The 23,144-nt window shown below is 72.5% G+C and carries 19 protein-coding genes; 15 read left to right on the forward strand and 4 right to left on the reverse strand.

Annotation, left to right across the window (positions count from 1 at the left end):
* Positions 1-189: 189 nt before the first annotated feature.
* The gene (locus tag ACFW9Z_RS33115; protein ID WP_359745287.1) at positions 190-492 is read right to left on the reverse strand and encodes a hypothetical protein; all 303 of its coding nucleotides are present in this window, start codon (positions 490-492) and stop codon (positions 190-192) included.
* A gap of 305 nt (positions 493-797) precedes the next feature.
* On the opposite strand from ACFW9Z_RS33115, the gene ACFW9Z_RS33120 reads away from it, so the two are divergent.
* The gene (locus tag ACFW9Z_RS33120; protein ID WP_384646729.1) at positions 798-1,889 is read left to right on the forward strand and encodes a S1C family serine protease; all 1,092 of its coding nucleotides are present in this window, start codon (positions 798-800) and stop codon (positions 1,887-1,889) included.
* 112 nt (positions 1,890-2,001) lie between these two features.
* On the opposite strand, the gene ACFW9Z_RS33125 is transcribed toward ACFW9Z_RS33120, so the two are convergent.
* On the reverse strand, positions 2,002-2,211 hold the full coding sequence (locus ACFW9Z_RS33125; RefSeq protein ID WP_384646732.1) for a hypothetical protein: 210 nt from the start codon (positions 2,209-2,211) through the stop codon (positions 2,002-2,004).
* Positions 2,212-2,289: 78 nt separating this feature from the next.
* On the opposite strand from ACFW9Z_RS33125, the gene ACFW9Z_RS33130 reads away from it, so the two are divergent.
* The 4 genes from ACFW9Z_RS33130 to ACFW9Z_RS33145 all read left to right on the forward strand — a co-directional run bounded on the left by ACFW9Z_RS33130 (position 2,290) and on the right by ACFW9Z_RS33145 (position 7,370).
* Entirely contained in the window at positions 2,290-3,492 is a 1,203-nt protein-coding gene (locus ACFW9Z_RS33130) for a bifunctional adenosylcobinamide kinase/adenosylcobinamide-phosphate guanylyltransferase (protein ID WP_384646734.1), read from the forward strand.
* Positions 3,493-3,628: 136 nt separating this feature from the next.
* Positions 3,629-4,759, forward strand: coding sequence for a nicotinate-nucleotide--dimethylbenzimidazole phosphoribosyltransferase (cobT, locus tag ACFW9Z_RS33135; protein WP_384646736.1), 1,131 nt, complete (start codon positions 3,629-3,631; stop codon positions 4,757-4,759).
* Positions 4,760-4,860: 101 nt separating this feature from the next.
* Positions 4,861-6,642: a phosphatidylglycerol lysyltransferase domain-containing protein gene (locus ACFW9Z_RS33140; protein WP_384646739.1), complete on the forward strand. Its 1,782-nt coding sequence runs from the start codon at positions 4,861-4,863 to the stop codon at positions 6,640-6,642.
* Positions 6,639-7,370, forward strand: a complete 732-nt coding sequence (locus tag ACFW9Z_RS33145) for a hypothetical protein (RefSeq protein WP_384646741.1) — start codon at positions 6,639-6,641, stop codon at positions 7,368-7,370. Before ACFW9Z_RS33140 ends, ACFW9Z_RS33145 begins: the two co-directional genes overlap by 4 nt.
* Here the strand turns inward: ACFW9Z_RS33145 and ACFW9Z_RS33150 are convergent.
* Positions 7,310-8,074: a hypothetical protein gene (locus ACFW9Z_RS33150; protein WP_384646744.1), complete on the reverse strand. Its 765-nt coding sequence runs from the start codon at positions 8,072-8,074 to the stop codon at positions 7,310-7,312. The two genes, ACFW9Z_RS33145 and ACFW9Z_RS33150, sit on opposite strands and share 61 nt — an antisense overlap.
* 88 nt (positions 8,075-8,162) lie before the next feature.
* Between ACFW9Z_RS33150 and ACFW9Z_RS33155 the strand changes: the two genes are divergently transcribed.
* The 8 genes from ACFW9Z_RS33155 to ACFW9Z_RS33190 all read left to right on the forward strand — a co-directional run bounded on the left by ACFW9Z_RS33155 (position 8,163) and on the right by ACFW9Z_RS33190 (position 19,756).
* A complete protein-coding gene (locus ACFW9Z_RS33155) occupies positions 8,163-8,948 on the forward strand; it encodes an adenosylcobinamide-GDP ribazoletransferase (protein ID WP_384646747.1) in 786 nt (261 codons plus the stop codon).
* A 262-nt stretch (positions 8,949-9,210) separates the two neighbouring features.
* A complete protein-coding gene (locus ACFW9Z_RS33160; protein WP_384646749.1) occupies positions 9,211-10,770 on the forward strand; it encodes a leucyl aminopeptidase in 1,560 nt (519 codons plus the stop codon).
* A gap of 334 nt (positions 10,771-11,104) precedes the next feature.
* Positions 11,105-12,493: a dihydrolipoyl dehydrogenase gene (lpdA, locus tag ACFW9Z_RS33165; RefSeq protein ID WP_384646751.1), complete on the forward strand. Its 1,389-nt coding sequence runs from the start codon at positions 11,105-11,107 to the stop codon at positions 12,491-12,493.
* Positions 12,494-12,555: 62 nt separating this feature from the next.
* A complete protein-coding gene (gene sucB, locus ACFW9Z_RS33170; protein ID WP_384646753.1) occupies positions 12,556-14,352 on the forward strand; it encodes a 2-oxoglutarate dehydrogenase, E2 component, dihydrolipoamide succinyltransferase in 1,797 nt (598 codons plus the stop codon).
* Between the two features lie 148 nt (positions 14,353-14,500).
* The gene (locus ACFW9Z_RS33175; protein WP_384646756.1) at positions 14,501-15,124 is read left to right on the forward strand and encodes a GntR family transcriptional regulator; all 624 of its coding nucleotides are present in this window, start codon (positions 14,501-14,503) and stop codon (positions 15,122-15,124) included.
* Between the two features lie 267 nt (positions 15,125-15,391).
* A complete protein-coding gene (gene aceE, locus ACFW9Z_RS33180; RefSeq protein ID WP_384646758.1) occupies positions 15,392-18,064 on the forward strand; it encodes a pyruvate dehydrogenase (acetyl-transferring), homodimeric type in 2,673 nt (890 codons plus the stop codon).
* Between the two features lie 106 nt (positions 18,065-18,170).
* Entirely contained in the window at positions 18,171-19,172 is a 1,002-nt protein-coding gene (locus ACFW9Z_RS33185; RefSeq protein ID WP_384646760.1) for a helix-turn-helix transcriptional regulator, read from the forward strand.
* 62 nt (positions 19,173-19,234) lie between these two features.
* Positions 19,235-19,756, forward strand: a complete 522-nt coding sequence (locus ACFW9Z_RS33190; protein WP_384646762.1) for a DUF4240 domain-containing protein — start codon at positions 19,235-19,237, stop codon at positions 19,754-19,756.
* 11 nt (positions 19,757-19,767) lie between these two features.
* On the opposite strand, the gene ACFW9Z_RS33195 is transcribed toward ACFW9Z_RS33190, so the two are convergent.
* The gene (locus ACFW9Z_RS33195; protein ID WP_384646764.1) at positions 19,768-20,334 is read right to left on the reverse strand and encodes a GNAT family N-acetyltransferase; all 567 of its coding nucleotides are present in this window, start codon (positions 20,332-20,334) and stop codon (positions 19,768-19,770) included.
* 96 nt (positions 20,335-20,430) lie between these two features.
* On the opposite strand from ACFW9Z_RS33195, the gene ACFW9Z_RS33200 reads away from it, so the two are divergent.
* Positions 20,431-21,330: a TIGR01777 family oxidoreductase gene (locus tag ACFW9Z_RS33200; protein WP_384646767.1), complete on the forward strand. Its 900-nt coding sequence runs from the start codon at positions 20,431-20,433 to the stop codon at positions 21,328-21,330.
* 240 nt (positions 21,331-21,570) lie between these two features.
* Positions 21,571-23,022, forward strand: coding sequence for an FAD-dependent oxidoreductase (locus ACFW9Z_RS33205; RefSeq protein ID WP_384646769.1), 1,452 nt, complete (start codon positions 21,571-21,573; stop codon positions 23,020-23,022).
* Positions 23,023-23,144: the final 122 nt, after the last annotated feature.

The following is a 23,144-nucleotide window of genomic DNA, read 5'->3' on the forward strand; positions in this document are numbered from 1 at the left end:
AACCGAACTGCCCCCAGCTTCAACCGGATTGCTACGACAACCCGGCGGTGAAGGTCTCTCACCTCACTCGATTCCGTGGCGCCTCGTGGCGCACCGACCCGTTACGACAAGCGCGGCTACGTCTTCCTCGGCACTGTCACCGCAGCCGCCCTCGTCATCTGGCTCCGCACCTGACCGCGTGCCAGGAGCTCAACTCACCAAGGCACCCGGCGCCAACACCAAGCCCGCTGCCGCGAGGAAGTCCTCAAGGCTGATGACGCCGTTACCGCTGCCGTCGTCCCATTCGATCAGGAGTCCGGAGAGGCCCTCGTTCCAAGACTCCGACGTGTCGGCGTCGTCCTCGGGGCCGGGATGCAACTCGACGCAGCCCTCGCCATGCCGGTATCGGAGATACAGGTACTGGCCGTCCGCCGTCCAGGCATCCCACTGCGACGGGTATGCGGAACACGTCTGCACAACCCGCGTCAGCTTCCGACCCTCATCCTTACTCATCCGACGATGGTCGCGCAGCATCCGGCGTCCAGCAATCGACTTCAGACCGTCGCCACAGACGCCTCAAGCAGCAGCCATGCGCACGCCATCAATGATCGGCCGGACAGCTCCTAGGAGGCGTACGTACGGGGGTGCGAACAGCCCCGTGCGTACGAGGGTGCGTACAGGCGTACGTACGGGGGTGCGTACGGCAGCGGGTCTCGCGCGGCCCACGCCCTCGTACGGCCCATCGGAGCGTACGGGTACGGCCCTCGTTCGGCCCATCAGCACGGGCACGCGAAAGGGCGGGGCACCAAGCTCCGGATATGGACGCTTCCCCCTCCCGCCGCTCCGTGCGGCGCCTGCTGCTCCCCCTGTCCGCAGGTGCCTGCGCGCTCGCCCTGGCGACCGGCTGCTCCGGCGCGACGCCGAAGGCCGCCCCCGCCCCGGAGGCCAGTCCCTCGGGTACGGCCCAGGGCTCGGCGACCCGCGCCACCAACGATCTGGAGAGCGCCTACCAGACCGTCATCAACGACGTCCTGCCCTCGGTGGTGCAGATCGACGCCTCCGACAGCCTCGGTTCCGGGGTCGTCTACGACGACCAGGGCCATATCGTCACCAACGCCCATGTGGTCGGCGACGAGAAGGAGTTCAAGGTCAGCGTCGCCACCGGAGGGCCGGTACTGAACGCCTCGCTGGTCTCCTCCTACCCCGAGCAGGACCTGGCCGTCATCAAGCTCGACCAGGTGCCCGACGCGCTGAAGCCCGCGAAGTTCGGCAACGCGGAACAGGTCGAGGTGGGGCAGATCGTGATGGCGATGGGCTCCCCCCTCGGCCTCTCCAGCAGCGTCACCCAGGGCATCGTCTCGGCGCTCGGCCGGACGGTCAGCGAGAGCCGTGCGGGCGGTGGCACGGGCGCGACGATCGCCAACATGGTGCAGACCTCGGCCGCCATCAACCCGGGCAACAGCGGCGGGGCGCTGGTCAATTTGGACAGCCAGGTGATCGGCATCCCGACCCTCGCGGCGACGGACCCGCAGATGGGCGACAGCGCGGCGCCGGGCATCGGCTTCGCCATCCCCGTCTCGATGGTGCGGACGGTCGCCGACCAGATCATCAAGGACGGGCGGGTCACCGACTCGGGCCGGGCGGCCCTGAACATCACCGCCCGTACGGTCGTCGACGACTCCTACCGGCCCGCCGGGGTGGCACTGGTGAGCGTGGACCGGGGCGGGGCCGCGGACGAGGCGGGGCTGCGGGCCGGGGACATCATCACGAAGATCGACGACACCGAGATCACGACCATCACCTCGCTCTCCGAGGCCCTGGCGGGTGACAAGCCGGGCGAGAAGGTGACCGTGACGTACACGCGGGGCGACGACAGCAGGACGGCCGAGGTCACGCTCGGGGAGATCTGAGACCCGTACGCGGAGCGGAGCTGAGGGGAGCGGAGGGGAGCGGAGGGGAGAGGTCCGGATGCGGCAGGGGCGGTACGGGGGTTCCCGTACCGCCCCTGCCCCTGCCCTTGCGTCAGGCGCCGTCGGCCTGCAGGCTCATCGGGCCGTAGATCCTGGTCGAGTCCTCGAAGAGCGTCACCTGGGCGGCGCCGCCCTCCAGGAGTTCCTTCCAGTACTCGCCGATCCAGGACTCCGCGTCGCCCTGGGTGGTGAACTCCTCCGGCTGCAGCGCCGGCTCCGTCTCCGTACCGTCGGACTTCTCGAACCGCCACGTCCACGCCATGTGCGCCTCCCGGGTCACGTTGCTGCCCGAAGCCTAGCCGGGCGCGCACCGGACGGGGGGACACGGGAGGATCAAGGTGTGGAACTGACTCTGCTCGGCACCGGAGCCCCCGGCGGGCTGCCGCGCCCCTCCTGCCCCTGTGCGGCCTGTGCGACGGCCCGCGGACCCTGGGCGCGGGCCGCGACCGCCCTCCTGGTCGACGACGCGCTGCTGCTCGACCTGACCCCGGGGGCCGTGTTCGCGGCCGCCCGCGCGGGGCACTCGCTCGGCGCGGTGCGTCAGGTGCTGCTGACCCACCCGCACGACGGGCCCGCCGTGGAACTGCCCGCCACCCTGCCGCCGGCCGGGCGGGTGCCGGACGGCCAGGTGTTGACGCTGATCAGCGGGCACCGGGTGCGGGCGGTGCCGATGGACGCGCCGGGGACCGGTTACGAGGTGGCCTCCCCGGACGGCGAGCGCCTGCTGTACCTGCCGCCGGGGGCCGCGCCCGCCGGTCTCGACGGGCGGCCGGAGCGCCCGTACGACCTGGTCGTCTGCGATGTCGTCGGGCGGCCCGACGCGGTGGCGCGGCTGCGGGGGGTCGGTGCGGTCGGCCCGGCCACCGAGGTGATCGCGGTCCACCTGGACCACGACGCCCCGCCGGGTGCGGCGCTGGAGCGGCGCCTCGCGGCGGCCGGGGCGCGGGCGGTGCCGGACGGGACGACGCTGGTGGTGGGTGAGTACCCGGTGGTGCCGGACGTGCCGCGCCGGGTGCTGGTGACGGGCGGCGCCCGGTCGGGGAAGTCGCTGGAGGCGGAGCGGCGTCTTGAGACGTTCCCCGAGGTGGTGTACGTGGCGACCGGCGGGCGGCGCGGCGGGGACCCGGAGTGGGCGGCCCGGGTGGGGCTGCACCGGGAGCGCAGGCCGGGCGCGTGGCGGACCGAGGAGACCTGCGAAGTCGCGGAGCTCCTGGGCGCGGACGGGCCGCCGCTGCTGGTCGACTGCCTGTCGCTGTGGCTGACCGACGCGATGGACCGGGTGGACGCCTGGGAGGACGTGCGGTGGCGGCACGGGGGCGAGGAGGCGTTGCGGGCGCGGGTCGCGGAGCTGGTGGGCGCGGTGCGCGGGACCCGGCGTCAGGTGGTGCTGGTGACGAACGAGGTGGGGGCGGGGGTGGTCCCGGCGACTCCGGCGGGACGGCGGTTCCGGGACGAGCTGGGGCGGCTGAACGCGGCGGTGGCGGCGGAGTGCGAGGAGGTGCTGCTGGTGGTGGCGGGGCAGGCGGTGGTGTTGCGGGGGTGAGGGGGCGGTGTGCGGGGTGAGGTGCCGTCAGCGCTCGCGGACTGCCTGGGCGGGCCGACCGGTACTGTTCCCGGCAGGGGCCCGGCGCCGGGTTCCCGGACCGGAACCGACGTGACGACCCGCGAGGCAGACCTCCGTGAACCTGGACGACTTCTCCGACCTGATCGAACGCCCCGACGGGGGTGTCCGGCGCGACGCCGAGGAACGGCGGGAGCGGCTGATCGTCCCCCCGGGGGCGCTGGGCCGGCTCGACGAGCTGGGCGAGTGGCTCAGCGCGGCGCAGCAGTCCGTACCGGTCAGGGCCGTCGAGCAGCCGCGCCTGGTGCTCTTCGCCGGTGACCACGGGGTGGCCGAGCTGGGCGTCTCCGGGCGCGCGGCGGGCACCACCCACGAGCTGGTCCGGGCGGCCCTCGACGGGGCGAGCCCTGCGGCGGTGCTCGCCCGGCGGTTCTCGGTGCCGCTGCGGATCGTGGACGCCGGGATCGACTGCGACCCGGAGCTGCTGCCCGAATCCGTCGTACGCCACCGGGTGCGGCGGGGGTCGGGGCGCATCGACATCGAGGACGCGCTGAGCGCCGAGGAGGCCGAGCGGGCCGTCCGTCTGGGCATGGCCGTCGCCGACGAGGAGGCCGACTCCGGCACCGATCTGGTGGTGCTCGGCGATCTGAGCGTCGGCGGGACCACGGCCGCGGCCACCCTCATCGCCGCCCTCTGCGGTACGGACGCCTCGGTGGTGACCGGGCGCGGCGGTGCGGGCATCGACGACCTGGCCTGGATGCGCAAGTGCGCGGCGATCCGGGACGCGCTGCGCCGGGCCCGGCCGGTGCTCGGTGACCAGTTGGAGTTGCTGGCCACGGTGGGCGGCGCCGATCTGGCCGCGATGACGGGGTTCCTGCTCCAGTCGGCGGTGCGCCGGATGCCGGTGATCCTGGACGGGGTCGTGGCGTCGGCCTGTGCGCTGGTGGCGCAGCGGGCGGCGTTCCGGGCGCCGGACTGGTGGCTGGCCGGGCAGGTCAGCGGGGAGCCCGCGCAGTCGAAGGCGCTGGACCGGATGGCTCTGACCCCGTTGCTGGACCACGGGGTCACGGTGGGCGAGGGCGCGGGGGCGCTGCTGGCCCTGCCGCTGGTGCAGGCGGCGGCCGCGCTCGCCGCCGAGCTGCCGGAGCGTACGCCGGTGGCGGCTGCGGACGAGGACCAGGAGGAGGCGGAGGCGGAGGGTGCCGCCGGGCCTTCCGAGGACGAGGTGAAGGTGCTCGACGCGACCTGAGGCGGGGCCGGGGCTGGGGGGCGGTGCCGGGCCGGGGCGGGCGGCCTCACGGGTCACGCCCGCCGCCCATATGTCCGTAATGCGCCATATCATCACCTCTCATGGGAGAGGTTCGATCGGCCGAAGAGGCAGCCCGGCGCAGTACCGTCCGGTCCCGGCGCAGTGCGGCGTTCGCCATCTGGTACCTGCGCGTCGTCTCGTTCATCAATTTCCTGAGCGCCGTCTGGGTCACCCTCGGCCAGGACCTGCGGCGCCACAACACCGAGAACTACTTCACGCCCTACCTGCTCACCGCCGGGTTCTCCTCCGGGGTGGTCGCCCTCTTCCTGGCGATCACCATGCGGCGGCGCAAGCGGGCCGCCTGGATCGTGAATCTGGTCCTGGGCGGGCTCGTGCTCCTGGCGCTGATCCTCGCGTTCTTCTTCGCGGAGATCCGGCAGCACGCCCAGAACTGGGTCTCGCTGGCGCTGACGGCCGCCTTCGTCGTGGCCCTGCTGCTGGGACGGCGGGAGTTCTACGCCAAGGGCGACCGCTCCAACCCCAGGCTGGCGGCCCTGGTCGCCGTGGTGGGGCTGCTGGTCACCTCGCTGATCGCGACAGCCCTGGTGACCGTCACCAACACCGCCCACGACGACCACCGCTCCACCTTCCTGGACCGCTGGCGCTACGGGGCGCTGCGGCTGGTCTCGGTGGCCGCCGACGACGCGCGCTTCCCCGGGATCACCACGCCCGGCTGGGTCAACGTCGTCATCAACATCCTCTCGACGCTGCTCCTGATCGCCGTCGTGTACGCCGCGTTCCGCTCCCGCCGCGCGGTCGACCCGCTCTCCCCCGAGGACGAGGCGAAGCTGCGCGCCCTGCTGGACAAGCACGGCGACCGGGACTCGCTCGGCTACTTCGCGCTGCGCCGGGAGAAGAGCGCCGTGTGGTCGCCGACCGGCAAGGCCGCGGTGGTCTACCGGGTGGTCGGCGGGGTCTCCCTGGCCTCCGGCGACCCGATCGGGGACCCGGAGGCCTGGCCGGGCGCGATCGAGCCGTGGCTCGCCGAGGCCCGCGAGCACGGCTGGATCCCCGCCGTGATGGGCGCGAGCGAGGAGGCGGGCACGGTCTACGCCCGGCACGGCATGGACGCGCTGGAGCTGGGTGACGAGGCGATCGTGGAGACGGCGGAGTTCACGCTCGACGGGCGGGCGATGCGCGGGGTGCGGCAGGCGTACAACCGGGTCAAGCGGGCCGGTTACGAGGTGACGATCCGGCGGCACGCGGACATCCCGGAGGCGGAGATGGCCGAGCTGGTGCGGCGCGCCGACGAGTGGCGCGACGGGGAGACCGAACGCGGCTTCTCCATGGCGCTCGGCCGGCTCGGCGATCCGGCGGACGGCCAGTGCGTGATGCTGGAGTGCCGGAACGCGGGCGAGGACGGCGAGGAGGGCGAACTCCGCGCCCTCCTCAGCTTCGCCCCCTGGGGCCCGCACGGCCTCTCCCTCGATCTGATGCGCCGTGACCGCGAGGCGGAGAACGGCCTCATGGAGTTCATGGTGATCCAGCTCCTCCAGCGCTCCGGCGAGATCGGAATCACTCAGGTCTCGCTCAACTTCGCCATGTTCCGTTCCGTCTTCGAGAGGGGATCGCGGCTCGGCGCGGGACCGGTGCTGAGACTGTGGCGTGCGCTGCTGAGCTTCTTCTCGCGCTGGTGGCAGATCGAGTCGCTCTACCGGGCCAACGCCAAGTACCGACCGATCTGGGAGCCACGTTTCATGCTGTTCGAGAAGAGCGCCGACCTGGCGCGCATCTCCGTCGCGGCGGGCCGCGCCGAAGGGTTCCTGGAAGCGCCGGGGCTGCCGAAGTGGCTGCACCGCGCGCGTCTCGGCGCCCCGAGATGAGCCGCGCTCCGGCGCTGCGCCGGGCCGCGCTGCGGGAGTGGGGCCCGCTCTTCACCACCGTACGGAACGGGCTCCACGACCGCGGAGTGCGGGCGCTCGCGCTGACCCTGACGGCGGTGACGCTGACCGCGACCGTCCAGGTGATCCAGAACCAGGCGTGGGGCTACGACCCGGTGCAGGCCCTCGGGGCGGTGCGGGCCGAGGACCCGCTGTGGCTGGCCCTGCTCCGTACGCCGCTCTCGCTCTTCGTGCCCGCGCTCGATCTGCCGGTGTGGGGTGCGCTGGCGCAGATCCTGCTGGTGTTCGGCATCGCGGAGGTGTGCCTGGGGCGGTGGCGCACCCTCGCGGTCGCGTACGGGGCGACGCTGGCGGGGACGCTGTACGCCCGGGTCGGCATCGCGCTCGGCCCGGACGCGTTCCTGGGGCTGCCCGCATCGGACGCGCAGGTGGTGGACACCGGGCCCTCGGCGGCGGTCGTGGGGCTCGCGGTCTACGTCTGCCACAGCCACCGGGCCTGGTTCACCGGTTCGTTGGTGATCGTCGCGATGGTGGTGGAGGTCCTGATCAAGGACAACCTGGCGGGCCGGGAACATCTCGCCGCCATCGCCGCCGTCCTGGTGGTGTGTGCCGTACGGGAGTGGCGCGGGCGGCGGCGGGAGGGCCGGAATCAGGGCTTGGGGGCGGGTGGCAGCGGCACCCGGTCCGGGGCGCCGCCGATGAGGTCCTGAAACTTCCGGCGCGGCCCCGCCCAGCGCACATCGTGGTGGTAGGCGCGCAGCACGGCCTTGGAGCGGGCCCGGTGGCGGTCGCGGTAGAAGCGCTTGGCCCAGGGCGAGGTGGGGCGGGCCAGCCGGAGCGCGCCGACCAGCGCGACGAACGGGACGAGGGTGCCGATCACCGCCATCCGGGTCTTGCCCTTGAACAGCGCGATCAGGACGAAGCAGAAGTTGACCGCGTACGAGGTGATGACGCCGATCCTGCTCTGCTGTTCGGCGTCGGTCACGTCGTCCACCCCGAGCGGGGAGAACCCGGCGAGGACCAGCACCACCAGTGAGGCGGTCAGTACGACGACCTCCACGCTCTGACGGCCCTCCTCGGTCCAGTACACATCGTCCAGGTGCAGGATCAGCGCGAACTCGTCCAGGACCAGACCGGCCCCCACCCCGAAGATCACCGCGCACACCCCGGCGGCCACCCCGTGCCGTCCGGCGGCCACCGCGCCGAAGCCGCCGATCACCGTCAGCACCACGCCGGGCACCACGTGGTGGATGTGGATGCCGCCCGGGGTGATGTTGCGGAACGGGCCCTTCCCCGCCCGGATCATCCGCGTGATCGTGCGGGTGATCGCGAAGGTCAGGACGAAGGCGGCCAGCGCGAGGAGCAGCGGGAGCTTGCCCGGTTCGGCGATGTTGGTGTGCCACCAGTTGCCCATGCCACCCGCTCCCGATGTGCTCAGCTTTGCGGCTTTTCGGCCGTTTCAGCCAATCTATCCGTGTGCGGGAGCGGCTAACCTGCCCGCGGTGACCTCCCTGAACAGCCACGGGCTGCGTTTCGCCTTCGGCACCCTGACCGTGCTGCCCGTCCGCGTGACCCGCTGGGACCGCGCGACCGCCCGTACCGGCATGCTCTGCGCCCCGCTCGCCGGGCTCGTCGTCGGCCTGCTCGCCGCCGCGCTCGGCGCGCTGTCGCTGCTGGCGGGCTCGGGGCCGCTGCTCGCGGCGGTGGCCTCCGTCGCGGTGCCCGCCGCCCTCACCCGGGGGCTCCATCTGGACGGCCTCGCCGACACGGCGGACGGCCTCGGCAGCGGGAAACCGGCCGAGGACGCGCTGCGGATCATGAAGCAGTCCGACATTGGGCCGTTCGGTGTCATCACGCTGCTGCTGGTGCTGCTGGCCCAGGTCGCGGTCCTCTTCGAGCTGTACGGGGAGGGGGGCTGGGCGCACGGCGCGCTCGGGGCCGTGGTCGCGGCGGTCGTCGCCCGGCTCGCGCTCACCCTGGCGTCCCGTCAGGGGGTCCCGGCGGCCCGGCCGGAGGGGCTGGGCGCGGTGGTGGCGGCCACGGTCCCGGTGGGGCGGGCGGTGACGGTGGCGGCGGTGACGGTGGGGCTGTGCGCGGCGGCGGGCGCGGTGTTCGGCCCGTACGGGGCACTGCACCACGCGCTCGCGGTGCTCGGCGCCCTGGCCGCCGCCGAACTCCTGCTGCGGCACTGCGTGCGGCGGTTCGGCGGGGTGACCGGGGACGTGTTCGGCGGGGTGGCGGAGACGGCGGCGACGGCGGCCCTGGTGGTGCTGGCGCTCGGGCCGTGAGCGCTGGGTGCCGGGGTGTGTGCCTGCCGAATCGGTGCCCGTACGCCTGCGGGAGCGGCCCCCGTACGCGTACGGGAATCGGTGTCCGTACCCCCGGAACCGACCGCCATACCGGTCCGGAACGGCCCGCCGCCGTAACCCCCGGCGGCGGGCGCGCGTAGGCTCGATCCCGGAACATTGCGGAGGCGTCCACGATGTGCCGGGCACGGCCGGCCCACCCCTCGGCCGAACTCGAACTCAACGGAAGCGAGATTTCACCACCGTGACTGCTCTCACTCTCAGCACTGCCGGTGCCGCGACGCTGCGCGCCGACGCACTCGTCATCGGCGTCGCGAAGGGCGCCGCGTCCAAGTCGGGGAACCTGGTCCTCGCACCGGGTGCCGAGGCCGTGGACAAGGCGTTCGACGGAAAGCTCGCCACCGTTCTCGCGACTCTGGGGGCCGTGGGTGCCGAGGGCGAACTGACCAAGCTGCCCGCGCCGTCCGGCCTCAAGGTCCCGGTCGTCATCGCGGTCGGGCTCGGTCCGGTCCCGGACAAGGAGGACGCGTACGACGCGGAGACGCTGCGGCGCGCCGCGGGTACCGCCGCCCGCGCGCTGGCCGGTGTGAAGAAGGCCGGTTTCGCGCTGCCCGCCGGTTCCGTCGAGGACGCCGCGGCCGTCGCCGAGGGCGCCCTGCTCGGCGCCTACGCCTTCACCGCCTACCAGGGCGGCGAGAACAAGCTCGCCCCCAAGGACGCCAAGTCCAAGGACAGCGGCCCGAAGCAGCCGCTCGCCGAGGTGGCCGTCGTCGGCGCCAAGCCCCGCGACAAGGCGTACAAGGCGGCCGTCGAGCGCGCCCTCGCCCTGGTCGAGGAGATCAACCGCGCCCGCGACCTGATCAACACCCCGCCCAACGACCTCTACCCCGAGTCCTTCGCCGCCGTGGCCACCGCCGCGGGCAAGGAGCACGGCATCAAGGTCCAGGTCCTGGACGAGAAGGCGCTCGTCAAGGGCGGCTTCGGCGGCCTCCTCGGCGTCGGCCAGGGCTCCGCCAACGGCCCGCGCCTGGTGAAGCTCGCCTACACCCACCCGAAGGCGGAGAAGACCCTCGCGCTCGTCGGCAAGGGCATCACCTACGACTCGGGCGGCATCTCGCTCAAGCCGGCCGGCCACAACGAGACGATGAAGTGCGACATGAGCGGCGCCGCCGCCGTGCTGGCCGCCGTCGTCACGGCCGCCCGCCTCGGCCTCAAGGTCAATGTGACCGGCTGGCTGGCGCTCGCCGAGAACATGCCGTCCGGCAACGCCACCCGCCCCGGTGACGTGCTGCGCATGTACAGCGGCAAGACCGTCGAGGTCCTCAACACCGACGCCGAGGGCCGGCTCGTCCTCGCCGACGCGCTGACCCGCGCCTCGGAGGAGAAGCCGGACGCGATCGTCGACGTGGCGACCCTGACCGGGGCGATGGTGCTGGCGCTCGGCAACCGCACCTTCGGGATCATGGCCAACGACGACGCCTTCCGTACGTCGATCCACGAGATCGCCGAGGAGGTCGGCGAGGCCTCCTGGCCGATGCCGCTCCCCGCCGACCTGCGCAAGGGCATGGACTCCCCCACCGCCGACATCGCCAACATGGGCGAGCGGATGGGCGGCGGTCTGGTGGCCGGGCTCTTCCTCCAGGAGTTCGTGGGCGAGGGCATCGCCTGGGCACACCTGGACATCGCGGGCCCGGCCTTCCACGAGGGCGCTCCGTACGGCTACACGCCCAAGGGCGGCACCGGCTCCGCGGTCCGCACCCTGGTGCGCCTCGCCGAGCGCACCGCCGCCGGCGACCTGGGCTGAGCGATCAATGCGTACGGCCCCGGGCATAGGTCCGGGGCCGTACGTGTTGTCCGGGCGGGAGCGGAGAGAAGAGGAACAGAGTTTCGCTCTCGACGAACACCGGCCGAATCCGTAGGTAACTACCCAGCAGTAACCCTCCGGGACGGACGATGATCCGTCTCGGACCCGGGCCCCGCGTCCCGCCCACCGTCGACAAGTGCGAAGATGGGTTCTCGGCAGGACAGGGCCCCCACCACAGGGCCGAATGACAAAAGCGGCCGAACACCAGCCGACCGGCCGGTCACACCCCAGCGACGGGGCCCGGCGTACGGCGCACATGCATGGAGGACGTGACGTGGCGAACGACGCCAGCACCGTTTTCGACCTAGTGATCCTCGGCGGTGGCAGTGGCGGGTACGCCGCGGCCCTGCGCGGAGCGCAGCTGGGCCTGGACGTCGCCCTGATCGAGAAGGGCAAGGTCGGCGGCACCTGCCTGCACAACGGCTGCATCCCCACGAAGGCGCTGCTGCACGCGGGCGAGATCGCCGACCAGGCCCGCGAGGCGGGTCAGTTCGGCGTCAAGGCGACCTTCGAGGGCATCGACATCGAGGCCGTCCACAAGTACAAGGACGAGGTGATCTCGGGCCTGTACAAGGGTCTCCAGGGTCTCATCGCCTCGCGCAAGGTCCACTACATCGAGGGTGAGGGCAAGCTCTCCTCCCCCACCTCCGTGGACGTGAACGGCCAGCGCATCCAGGGCCGCCACGTGCTGCTGGCGACCGGCTCCGTGCCGAAGTCGCTGCCGGGCCTGGAGATCGACGGCAACCGGATCATCTCCTCGGACCACGCGCTGAAGCTCGACCGCGTCCCGAAGTCGGCGATCGTGCTGGGCGGCGGCGTCATCGGCGTCGAGTTCGCCTCGGCGTGGAAGTCCTTCGGCACCGAGATCACCATCGTCGAGGGCCTGAAGCACCTCGTCCCGGTCGAGGACGAGAACAGCTCGAAGCTTCTTGAGCGCGCGTTCCGCAAGCGCGGCATCAAGTTCAACCTCGGTACGTTCTTCGAGAAGGCCGAGTACACGCAGGACGGCGTCCGGGTGACGCTGGCCGACGGCAAGACCTTCGAGGCGGAGCTGCTGCTCGTCGCGATCGGCCGCGGCCCGGTCTCGCAGGGCCTGGGCTACGAGGAGCAGGGCGTCGCGATGGACCGCGGCTATGTCCTGGTCGACGAGTACATGCAGACGAACGTCCCGACCGTCTCGGCCGTGGGCGACCTCGTCCCCACCCTCCAGCTCGCCCACGTCGGCTTCGCCGAGGGCATCCTGGTGGCGGAGCGTCTCGCCGGTCTGAAGACCGTCCCGATCGACTACGACGGCGTGCCGAAGGTGACCTACTGCCACCCCGAGGTCGCCTCCGTGGGTATCACCGAGGCCAAGGCCAAGGAGATCTACGGCGCGGACAAGGTCGTCGCCCTCAAGTACAACCTCGCGGGCAACGGCAAGAGCAAGATCCTGAAGACCGCGGGCGAGATCAAGCTCGTCCAGGTCAAGGACGGTGCTGTGGTCGGCGTCCACATGGTGGGCGACCGCATGGGCGAGCAGGTCGGCGAAGCCCAGCTGATCTACAACTGGGAGGCGCTGCCCGCCGAGGTCGCGCAGCTCATCCACGCCCACCCGACGCAGAACGAGGCGATGGGCGAGGCTCACCTGGCGCTGGCCGGCAAGCCCCTCCACTCGCACGACTGATCCCCCGGTCCCGGGCGCGACGACCGACCACTTCCGCATTTTCGTAAGGAGCAACTGAAACCATGTCGGTTTCCGTAACCCTTCCGGCGCTCGGCGAGAGCGTCACCGAGGGCACTGTCACCCGTTGGCTGAAGGCCGAGGGCGAGCGCGTCGAGGCCGACGAGCCGTTGCTCGAGGTCTCGACCGACAAGGTCGACACCGAGATCCCGGCCCCCGCGTCCGGTGTTCTGGCCTCCATCAAGGTCGCCGAGGACGAGACCGTCGAGGTCGGCGCCGAGCTGGCCGTCATCGACGACGGCTCCGGCGCTCCGGCCGAGGCCGCGGCTCCGGCCGCCGAGGCACCTGCCGCTCCGGCCGAGGCTCCGGCCCCGGCCGCCGAGGCCCCCGCCGCCGCTCCGGCCCCCGAGGCACCGGCTCCGGCCGCCGCCCCGGCGGGTGGCGCGTCCGGCACCGACGTCACCCTCCCCGCGCTCGGCGAGAGCGTCACCGAGGGCACCGTCACCCGCTGGCTGAAGGAGGTCGGCGAGGAGGTCGCGGAGGACGAGCCTCTCCTTGAGGTCTCCACGGACAAGGTCGACACCGAGATCCCCGCCCCGGTCGCCGGTGTGCTGCTGGAGATCGTGGTCGGCGAGGACGAGACCGCCGAGGTCGGCGCCAAGCTCGCCGTCATCGGTGCTCCGGGCGCGGCCCCGGCCGCCGCTCCGGCGCAGCCCGCCGCCCCGGCGCAGGAGGCCCCGAAGGCCGAGGCCCCCAAGGCCGAGGCGCCGAAGCAGGAGGCCCCCGCGGCTCCCGCCCCGGCTCCGGCCGCTCCCGCCGCTCCGGCTCCGGTCCAGGCCCCGTCGGCTCCGGCCGCCCCGGCTCCGGCGCCCGCCGCGCCCGCCCCCGTCACCCCGGCACCGGCCGCCCCGGCCGCGCCCTCCGGTGACGACGGCGCGTACGTCACGCCGCTGGTCCGCAAGCTCGCGTCCGAGAACAACGTGGACCTGGGCTCGGTCAAGGGCACCGGCGTCGGTGGCCGTATCCGCAAGCAGGACGTCGTCGCCGCCGCGGAGGCCGCCAAGGCCGCCGCAGCCGCCCCGGCACCCGCCGCCGCTCCGGCCGCCGCCGCAAAGGCTCCGAAGCTGGAGGCCTCCCCGCTGCGCGGTCAGACGGTCAAGATGACCCGCATGCGCAAGGTCATCGGCGACAACATGATGAAGGCGCTGCACTCGCAGGCCCAGCTGACCTCGGTCGTCGAGGTCGACATCACCAAGCTGATGAAGCTGCGCAACCAGGCGAAGGCCGCGTTCGCCGCCCGTGAGGGCGTCAAGCTGTCCCCGATGCCGTTCTTCGTGAAGGCGGCGGCCCAGGCGCTGAAGGCCCACCCGGTCATCAACGCCCGGATCAACGAGGACGAGGGCACCATCACGTACTTCGACGCGGAGAACATCGGCATCGCCGTGGACGCGGAGAAGGGCCTGATGACCCCGGTCATCAAGGGTGCGGGCGACCTGAACATCGCCGGTATCTCGAAGAAGACCGCCGAGCTGGCCGGCAAGGCCCGCGGTGGCGGCCTGACCCCGGACGACATGTCCGGTGCCACCTTCACCATCAGCAACACCGGCTCGCGCGGTGCGCTGTTCGACACCGTCATCGTGCCGCCGAACCAGGCAGCCATCCTGGGCATCGGCGCCACGGTCCGCCGCCCGGTGGTCATCGACCACCCGGACCTCGGCGAGACCATCGCGGTGCGCGACATGACGTACCTCGCGCTCTCCTACGACCACCGCCTGGTGGACGGCGCGGACGCCGCCCGTTACCTGACGTCGGTCAAGGCGATCCTGGAGGCCGGTGAGTTCGAGGTCGAGCTCGGCCTCTGAACGCTCCGGCTGTAACCAGCCTCACCAGCGGCGCCCCCGTCCGGAACTCTTCCGGGCGGGGGCGCCGCCGTATTGTCTAAACACCACGGGCGGCCTACCGCCACCGTGATGATGTAGGCAGCACAGGTCTGCCCTGAAGGAGCGCTCCATGACCCCGCCCGTCGTCCACTCGCTGCGCGAACAGATCCGCGAGCACATCGTGGAGGGGATCGTCAGCGGGCGCTGGAAGCCGGGTGAGCGGATCGTGGAGCGGCGGATCGCCACCGAGCTGGAGGTCAGCCAGACGCCCGTACGCGAGGCGCTGCGCGAGCTGGAGACGCTCCGGCTGATCGAGTCGGCCCCCAACAAGGGCGTCCGGGTCCGCAATCTGACCGCCGCCGACCTGGAGGAGAGCTACCCCGTACGGGCCGGTCTGGAGCAGATCGCGGCGGAGCTGGCGGCCCCGCTGCTCGGCCAGGACTGCTCGGCGCTGGAGCCGCATGTGGCGGCGCTGTACGAGGCGGACCGGCTGGCCGACGGCGAGGCCCAGGTGCGGCACACGGTGGGCTTCCACCGGGAGATGGTCCGGGCGGCCGGGAACGCGGTGCTGCTGCACACCTGGGAGGGGCTCGGCATCGAGGTGTTCACGGCCCTGTCGATCCGCTGGCTGGGCACGGTGCAGAAGTCGTACGCGGAGGAGCACCAGGCGCTCATCGACGCGTTCCTCGCCCAGGACCCGCAGATCGGCGCCTTGGTGAAGGCGCATGTGCTGGGCTGCGCGCCCCGCGCGTAACGTCTCCTGGGCGGCCCGATCATCTGGTGCGCGACCTGCTCTTCTGTGCAGGTCAGCGCCCTTTTTGCGCGCTTTTTCGCGTCACTCCGTGCCCCGTTTCGAGGCACCGCATGCCACTTTTCTTCGTATCGAGAAGTTTTGCCTTCAATCCTTTGATCGATCATCGATCAGCGCCTTACAGTTCACTTCGCGGGCCCACCGGCCCCATCGCCCTGTCCTGCCAGCCAGGGCCTTCTCCACCCCCCTCCTCTCCGGAAGGCGGCGATCATGACCGACCCCGTAGGAAAGCTTCCGAGCGAGCTCGACCAGCTCCCGGACCGTGACCCCGAGGAGACCGCCGAATGGGCAGCCTCCCTGGACGCCGTCACCCAGGCCGCCGGCCCGCACCGCGCCGCGTACCTGATGCGCCGCTCGCTGCAGCACGCCGAGGGCGCCGGTCTCTCGCTGCCCAAGCTGCTGGAGACCGATTACGTCAACTCCATCCCGACCGCCGCCGAGCCCGCGTTCGACGGCGACCTGGAGATGGAGTCGAGGATCACCGCGTGGAACCGCTGGAACGCGGCCGCGATGGTGACCCGTGGCGCCCGGTACGGGGTGGGCGGCCACATCGCCACCTTCGCCTCGGCGGCCTGGCTCTACGAGACCGGCTTCAACCACTTCTTCCGCGGCAAGGAGGGGGACGGCTCCGGCGACCAGCTCTACATCCAGGGCCACGCCTCCCCCGGCATCTACGCCCGCGCCTTCCTGGACGGCCGGATCAGCGAGCAGCAGCTCGACAACTTCCGCCAGGAGGCGGGCGGCGAGGGTCTGCCCTCCTACCCGCACCCCCGGCGGCTGCCCTGGCTGTGGGAGTTCCCCACCGTGTCGATGGGCCTCGGCCCGCTCTCGGCCATCTACCAGGCGCGCTTCAACCGCTATCTGGCCAACCGCAACATCAAGGACACCTCCAACTCGCACGTCTGGGCCTTCCTGGGCGACGGCGAGATGGACGAGCCCGAGTCGACCGCCGCCCTGGCCCTCGCGGCCCGTGAGCAGCTCGACAACCTGACCTTCGTCATCAACTGCAACCTGCAGCGCCTCGACGGACCGGTACGCGCCAACTTCCGCGTGGTCCAGGAGCTGGAGGCGCAGTTCCGCGGTGCCGGGTGGAACGTCGTCAAGACGCTCTGGGGCAACGCCTGGGACGAGCTGTTCCAGCTGGACACCACGGGCGCGCTGCTGCGCCGCCTGCGGGAGGTCCCGGACGCGCAGTTCCAGACGTACGCCACCCGTGACGTCGCCTACATCCGCGACCACTTCTTCGGCGCCGAGCCCGCGCTCGCCGAGCTGGCGAAGCTGCTCACCGACGCGAAGATCGCCGAGTGTTTCTACACCTCGCGCGGCGGCCACGAGGCCCGCAAGGTGTACGCGGCGTACAAGGCGGCCGTGGAGCACAAGGGCGCGCCGACCGTGATCCTGGCCCAGACGGTCAAGGGCTACACGCTGGGCAAGGGCTTCGAGTCCAAGAACGCCAACCACCAGATGAAGAAGCTGTCGGCCGACGAGTTCAAGGACATGCGCGAGCTGCTCGGCCTCCCGATCCCCGACAGCGCCTTCGAGGACGGTCTCGTCCCCTACGGCCACCCGGGCGCCGACTCCCCCGAGGTCCGCTACCTCCAGGAGCGCCGCGCGGCCCTCGGCGGTCCCGCTCCCGCTCGCCGGCTGCACGCCTCGGCGCCGCTGCCGCAGCCCGAGGAGCGCGCGTTCAAGGCCCTGTACAAGGGGTCCGGCAAGCAGGAGATGGCCACCACCATGGCGTTCGTCCGCCTGGTGAAGGACCTGATGCGGGACAAGGAGACCGGCAAACGCTGGGTGCCGATCGTCCCGGACGAGGCCCGTACCTTCGGTATGGAGTCCCTGTTCCCCTCGGCCGGGATCTACTCGCCGCTGGGCCAGACGTACGAACCGGTCGACCGCGACCAGCTGATGTACTACAAGGAGGCCAAGGACGGCCAGATCCTCAACGAGGGGATCACCGAGGCCGGGGCCATGGCCGACTTCATCGCCGCCGCCACGTCGTACGCGACACACGGCGAGACGATGATCCCGTTCTACATCTTCTACTCGATGTTCGGCTGGCAGCGGACCGGCGACCAGATGTGGCAGCTCGCCGACCAGCTCGGCAAGGGCTTCATCGTGGGCGCGACCGCCGGTCGTACGACCCTGACGGGTGAGGGCCTCCAGCACGCGGACGGCCACTCGCATCTGATCGCGGCCACCAACCCGGCCTCGCTCAACTACGACCCGGCGTTCGCGTACGAGGTGGCGGTGATCGTCAAGGACGGTCTGCGCCGGATGTACGGCCCCGATGCCGAGGACGTCTTCTACTACCTGACGGTCTACAACGAGCCGAAGCCCCAGCCCGCGATGCCCGAGGGTGTCGAGGAGGGCATCGTCAAGGGCCTGTACCGCTTCAAGGAGGGCACGCCCGCGAAGGCGGACGCGCCGCGCCTTCAGCTGCTGGCCTCCGGTACGGCGATCCACTGGGCCCTGGAGGCCCAGGAGCTGCTGGCCGCCGACTGGGGTGTCACGGCCGACGTCTGGTCCGCCACCTCGTGGGGCGAGCTGCGCCGGGACGCGCTGGAGGCGGACGAGGCGCTGCTCCGCGGTGAGCAGCAGGTGGCGTACGTGACGCAGGCACTCTCCGGTGCGCCGGGTCCGGTGCTCGCGGTCAGCGACTGGATGCGTCAGGTCCCGGACCAGATCAGCCAGTGGGTGGAGCAGGACTGGTCCTCGCTCGGCACGGACGGCTTCGGCCTCTCCGACACCCGCGCGGCGGCCCGCCGCCACTTCGGGGTCGACGCCCAGTCGATCGTGGTGGCGTCGCTGGCCCAGCTCGCCAAGCGCGGCGAGGTCCCCGCCTCGGCGGTCAAGGAGGCCCGGGAGCGCTACGGCCTCTGAGCCCCGCTCCCGTACAGCTTCCGAGCCCCCGGTCACCGGAGCGGCCGCGTCCGACAACGCGCCCGCCCCGGCGGCCGGGGGTTTTCGCTGCCGCCACAATGGGCGCATGCGTGCTGCCCGGCTGATCAAGATGGTCCTCCTTCTTCAGTCCCGACCCTCCATGTCCGCCGCCGAGCTGGCGGCGGAGCTGGAGGTGTCGGAGCGTACGGTCACCCGGGACGCGCAGGCGCTCTCCGAGGCGGGCGTCCCGGTGTACGCGGAGCGCGGCCGGGCGGGCGGCTACCGGCTCATCGGCGGCTACCGCACCCGGCTGACGGGCCTCGCCCGGGACGAGGCGGAGGCGCTCTTCCTCTCCGGGCTGCCCTCGGCGCTGCGCGAGATGGGCCTGGAGGACGCCGCCTCGGCCGCCCGGCTGAAGGTCTCGGCCGCCCTGCTGCCCTCCCTGCGCGACGCCTCCGCCTCCGCCGCCCAGCGCTTCCACCTGGACGCCCCCTCCTGGTACTCCGAGCCGGAGACCCCCGCCTTCCTGCCCGCCGTGGCCGACGCCGTCTGGGACGACCGCCTGCTCCGGGCCCGCTACCGCAGGGGCGGAGGCCGCGAGCACGGCCGCGAGGGCGATGGCGGCCGTACGGAGGTGGCGCGGGAACTCGCCCCGTACGGCCTCGTCCTCAAGGCCGGGGTCTGGTACCTCTGTGCCAGGGCCGGGGCCGACTTCCGGGTCTACCGGATCGACCGGTTCACCTCGGTGGAACCGGCCGACGGGCGCTTCGAGCGGGACGAGAGCTTCGACCTGCCCGCGTTCTGGGACGAGCGGGCCGCCGAGTTCGCCCGGTCCCTCCTGCGGACCGAGGTAACCGTACGGGTGTCCGAGAGCGGTGCCCGGCAGCTCGCGTACACCGGCGACCGGTCGGCCGCCGCCACGGCCCTCGCCAAGGCCCCTCCCGCCGGTCCGGACGGGTGGCGCACGGTCGTCCTGCCCGTGGAGTCACTGGACGTTGCCTACAGCCAGCTCCTTTCGCTGGGTCCCGAGTTGGAGGTCGTGGCTCCCGAGGAGCTGCGGAGCCGGTTCACCGAGGCGGCCGAACGCCTGCGCGAGCTGTATCGCTGAAAGGCTTCTTTTCGCCGTCTGGGCGTGCGGGTGGTCCCGGCAGGCTGGATGCTGTACCCGTGATGGACGAGACGGAATTCTGGGAGATCATCGACACCAGCCGCGAGGGAGCCGAGGGCGACCCCGAGGAGCAAGCCGATCTGCTCGTGGAACGGCTGGTGCAGCTCGACCCCGATTCCGTGCTGGACTTCGCCCGGCACTTCGAGGCCCGCTACAACCGCGCCTACCGCTGGGACCTGTGGGGCGCGGCCGCCGTGCTGCTCGGCGGGGCGAGCGACGACGCCTTCGACTACTTCCGGTGCTGGCTGATCGGCCAGGGCCGGGAGGTCTTCGAGGGCGCGCTGCACGACCCGGACGGTCTGGCGGAGCTGCTGGAGGAGTTCGACGAGGAGATCGACGGGGACGGCGAGGAGCTGGGCTACGCGGCCGACGAGGCGTACGAGCAGCTCACGGGCGTGGTCGCACCCGATCTCGGGCTGCCGCCACAGCCCACCGAGCCGCTGGGCTCCCCGGTCGACTTCGAGGACGACGAGGCGCTGTCGGCCCGCTACCCGGAGCTCTGGGACCGCTTCGCCCCCCGCTGAGCCACCGCGGATCAGACGGAGGGCGTCAGCGAGCGGCCCATCAGCACATCGTCGGCATAGCGCCCGTGCAGGAAGAACTCCCCGCTCAGCACCCCTTCCACGGCGAACCCCTCGGAGGCGTAGAGCGCCCGGGCCGGGGTGTTGTGCCCGAGCACCCGCAGGGTGATCCGGTTGGCCCCCTGACGCCGAGCCTCGGCGCACGCGGCCCGCAGCAGGGTCCGCCCGACCCCGGCCCCGCGCGCCCAGGCCGCCACGGCGAACCCCTGTATCTGCCGCACATGGGCGTTGCTGGCGAGCGGGGTGGGCGGGACCAGGCGTATGTACCCGGCGATGCGCGCCCCGCCGGAATCGGTCGCGGCCCCGGTCGCGGTCGCGGTCATGGCCTCCGTCGCGGCCTCGGCCACCAGGAAGTCCCCGGGCCGGTGCCGCTCGTCGAAGAACGGCTCGTACGGCGGCTGCGGCCGGGGCACCACCGCGTGCAGCGTGGACCAGGCGGACCGGTCGAGCTCACCGAGCGCGTCCTCGTCGGCGGGCCGGGCGGGTCGTACGGATACGGAATGGAGGGCGGTTGCGGACATGACGCCACTGTCCCACCCCGGCTCCTCCCCGATCCATGGTGTTTTCCCCCGGAACCCCTGCCGTGTTTCCCCCAGCCCGTGGGGCAGGATGGCACCATGCCGACCTCCCGTATCGCCGTCACTGGTTCATCCGGACTCATCGGAGCGGCCCTGGTGCGCTCGCTGCGCGCCGACGGGCACGAGGTGGCCCGCCTGGTGCGGCGGCCCGCCCGGTCCGGGGACGAGGTGGAGTGGGACCCCAAGCGGGGTTACGTGGACGTGGCCGGGCTGGTGGGCTGCGACGCCGTCGTCCACCTCGCGGGGGCCGGGGTCGGCGACCGCCGCTGGACCGACGACTACAAGCGGGAGATCCGCGAGAGCCGGGTGCTGGGCACGGCCGCGATCGCCGAGGCCGTCGCCTCGCTCGACACCCCGCCCGAGGTGCTGCTCTCCGGCTCGGCCATCGGCTTCTACGGCGATACGGGAGACCGTGCCGTGGACGAGAGCGCACCGCCCGGCGAAGGCTTCCTGCCCTCCGTCTGCGAGGAGTGGGAGGCCGCGACCGCCGCCGCCGAGGAGCGGGGCATCCGCACGGTGCACGCCCGTACCGGACTGGTGGTGGCCCGCGAGGGCGGGGCATGGGGGCGCCTGTTCCCCCTGTTCAAGGCGGGGCTCGGCGGGCGGATGGGCAACGGGCGGCAGTACTGGAGCTTCATCGCCCTGCACGACGAAGTCGCGGCCCTGCGCCACATCCTGGACACGGAGTCGCTGACCGGCCCGGTGAACCTGACCGGGCCGGACCCCGTCACCAACGCCGAGGTGACCGCCGCGATGGGCCGCGTCCTGCGCCGCCCGACCCTCTTCACCGCCCCCGCGCCCGCCCTGCGGATCGCGCTCGGGGAGTTCGCCGGCGATGTGCTGGGCAGCCAGCGGGTGATCCCCGGGCAGCTGCTGGACTCCGGCTTCTCGTTCGCCTTCCCCGGCATCGACGCGGCGATCCGCGCGGCCCTGCGCTGAGCGTGACGCGGTGATCAGCGCGGGCCTGCGCTGAGCGTGACGCGGCGATCCGGGCGGCCCTGCGCTGAGCCGCACCCGCACGGGGCGGGCCCGTGTGCGACCCCGTGCCCCGGTGCCCCCGGGCACGCGCGTCTGACCCACTATCAGCCATCCTCCTAACCTCGATGCGAACTCCGGCATTCCGGGGGCCTGTTGGGGGCAAGAGCCCCCCACCAGTCGCACCGACTCGGGGAGGGGCTTGTGCGCAGCACGGCACACCACGCGGACGTGATCATCATCGGGGCCGGGATCGCCGGTCTCTCAGCAGCCCATCTTCTGACCGGCGCCGGAGTCGGCGTCAGTGTTCTGGAGGCGGCCTCCACCGTGGGCGGCCGGCTGACCACCCGTGCGGTGGACGGCTTCCGTCTCGACCAGCTCGGCCCCCTGCTCTGCACCTCCTGGCCGGAGCTGACCGCCACTCCGGGGCTCGGCACCCCGGAACTCCGGGAGTTCGCGCCCGGGGTGCTGGTGCACAGCGAGGGCCGCCGCCACCGCACGGCCGACATACGGAGCGCGAGGGGCGCACTCAGGGCCGTACGCACCCGGTCGAGCGCCCCCCAGCTCTCGCCGGGCGGGTACGGGAGCGATCTGCGGCTCGTGTCGCGGGCCGGCCTCGGCACCAAAGGAACCGACCCCCGGAGCACGGGACCCAAGAGCACAGGACTCAGAAACAGCGGACTCAGGAACACCGGGCTCAGGAACAGCCGCACGGTCTCCGAGGCCATCGACCGGGCCCGGCTCGGCGCGGCGCTCTCCCGGCTGGCCGCCACCCCCGACGCCCGGCTCCTGGCCCGCCCCGAGCGGACCGCGCTCGCCGCACTGACGGCGGGCCAGCTGCCTGCCCGTACGGTGGACGGCGTCCTGCGCCCGCTGCTCTCCGCGCTGCTCGGCGACCCCGGCCTCACCACGTCCAGCCGGTGCGCGGATCTGGCGTTGCGCGACTATGCGCGGGGCGGGCTCTGTGTACCGGCGGGCGGTTCGGGAACGCTGCCGGATCTGCTGGCTGCCGCACTGCCGCCGGGCACGGTACGGACCGGGGTGCATGTGACGGCCGCCGACATCACCACCGTACGCACCAAGGAGCACGGCGAACTGGGGTGCCGGTCCCTGCTGTTGGCCACCGGGGCAGGGGCGGCGGCCGAGCTGCTGCCGGGGTTGCGGGTGCCGGCCTTCCGCCCGGTGACGGTCCTTCACCACACCGCGCCCGCGCCGCCGCCGACGGGCAGGTCGCTGGTGCTGGACGGCGACCGGTCGGGTCCAGTGGCGTACACGGCGGTGATGAGCGAAGTGGACCCCTCGCGCGCCCCGGAGGGCCGGACGCTGATCACGTCGACGGTGCTCGGGACGCCGCCGCCGGACCTGGACCGTTCCGTACGGACCCATCTGGCGGCGCTGTACGGGACCCCGACGGACGACTGGGAGCTGCTGGCCGCCCACCACGACCCGGAGGCGGTGCCCGCGATGGAGGCCCCGCACGACCCGCGCCGGCCGGTACGGGTGCTGGCGGGGCTGTACGTGTGCGGCGACCACCGGGACACGAGCACGGTCCAGGGGGCGCTGCACTCGGGGCGCCGGGCGGCCGAGGCGATCCTCACGGACCTGGGTGTACGCCCGGCGCACGCGGGGGGCACGGTGTTACGGGAGGCGGCTTAGGGGCGGCAGGGACGGGGGCGGGCGCCCAGGGTAGGGGGGTGCCCCCCCCGGCCGGCTCCGGGTCAGCCCACCGGCGCGACCCGGTGGCGGTAAACCCCGACCGCGGCGGGGTGCCCGGAAGG

Source organism: Streptomyces sp. NPDC059452 (genome assembly GCF_042750035.1).
Lineage (GTDB): Bacteria > Actinomycetota > Actinomycetes > Streptomycetales > Streptomycetaceae > Streptomyces.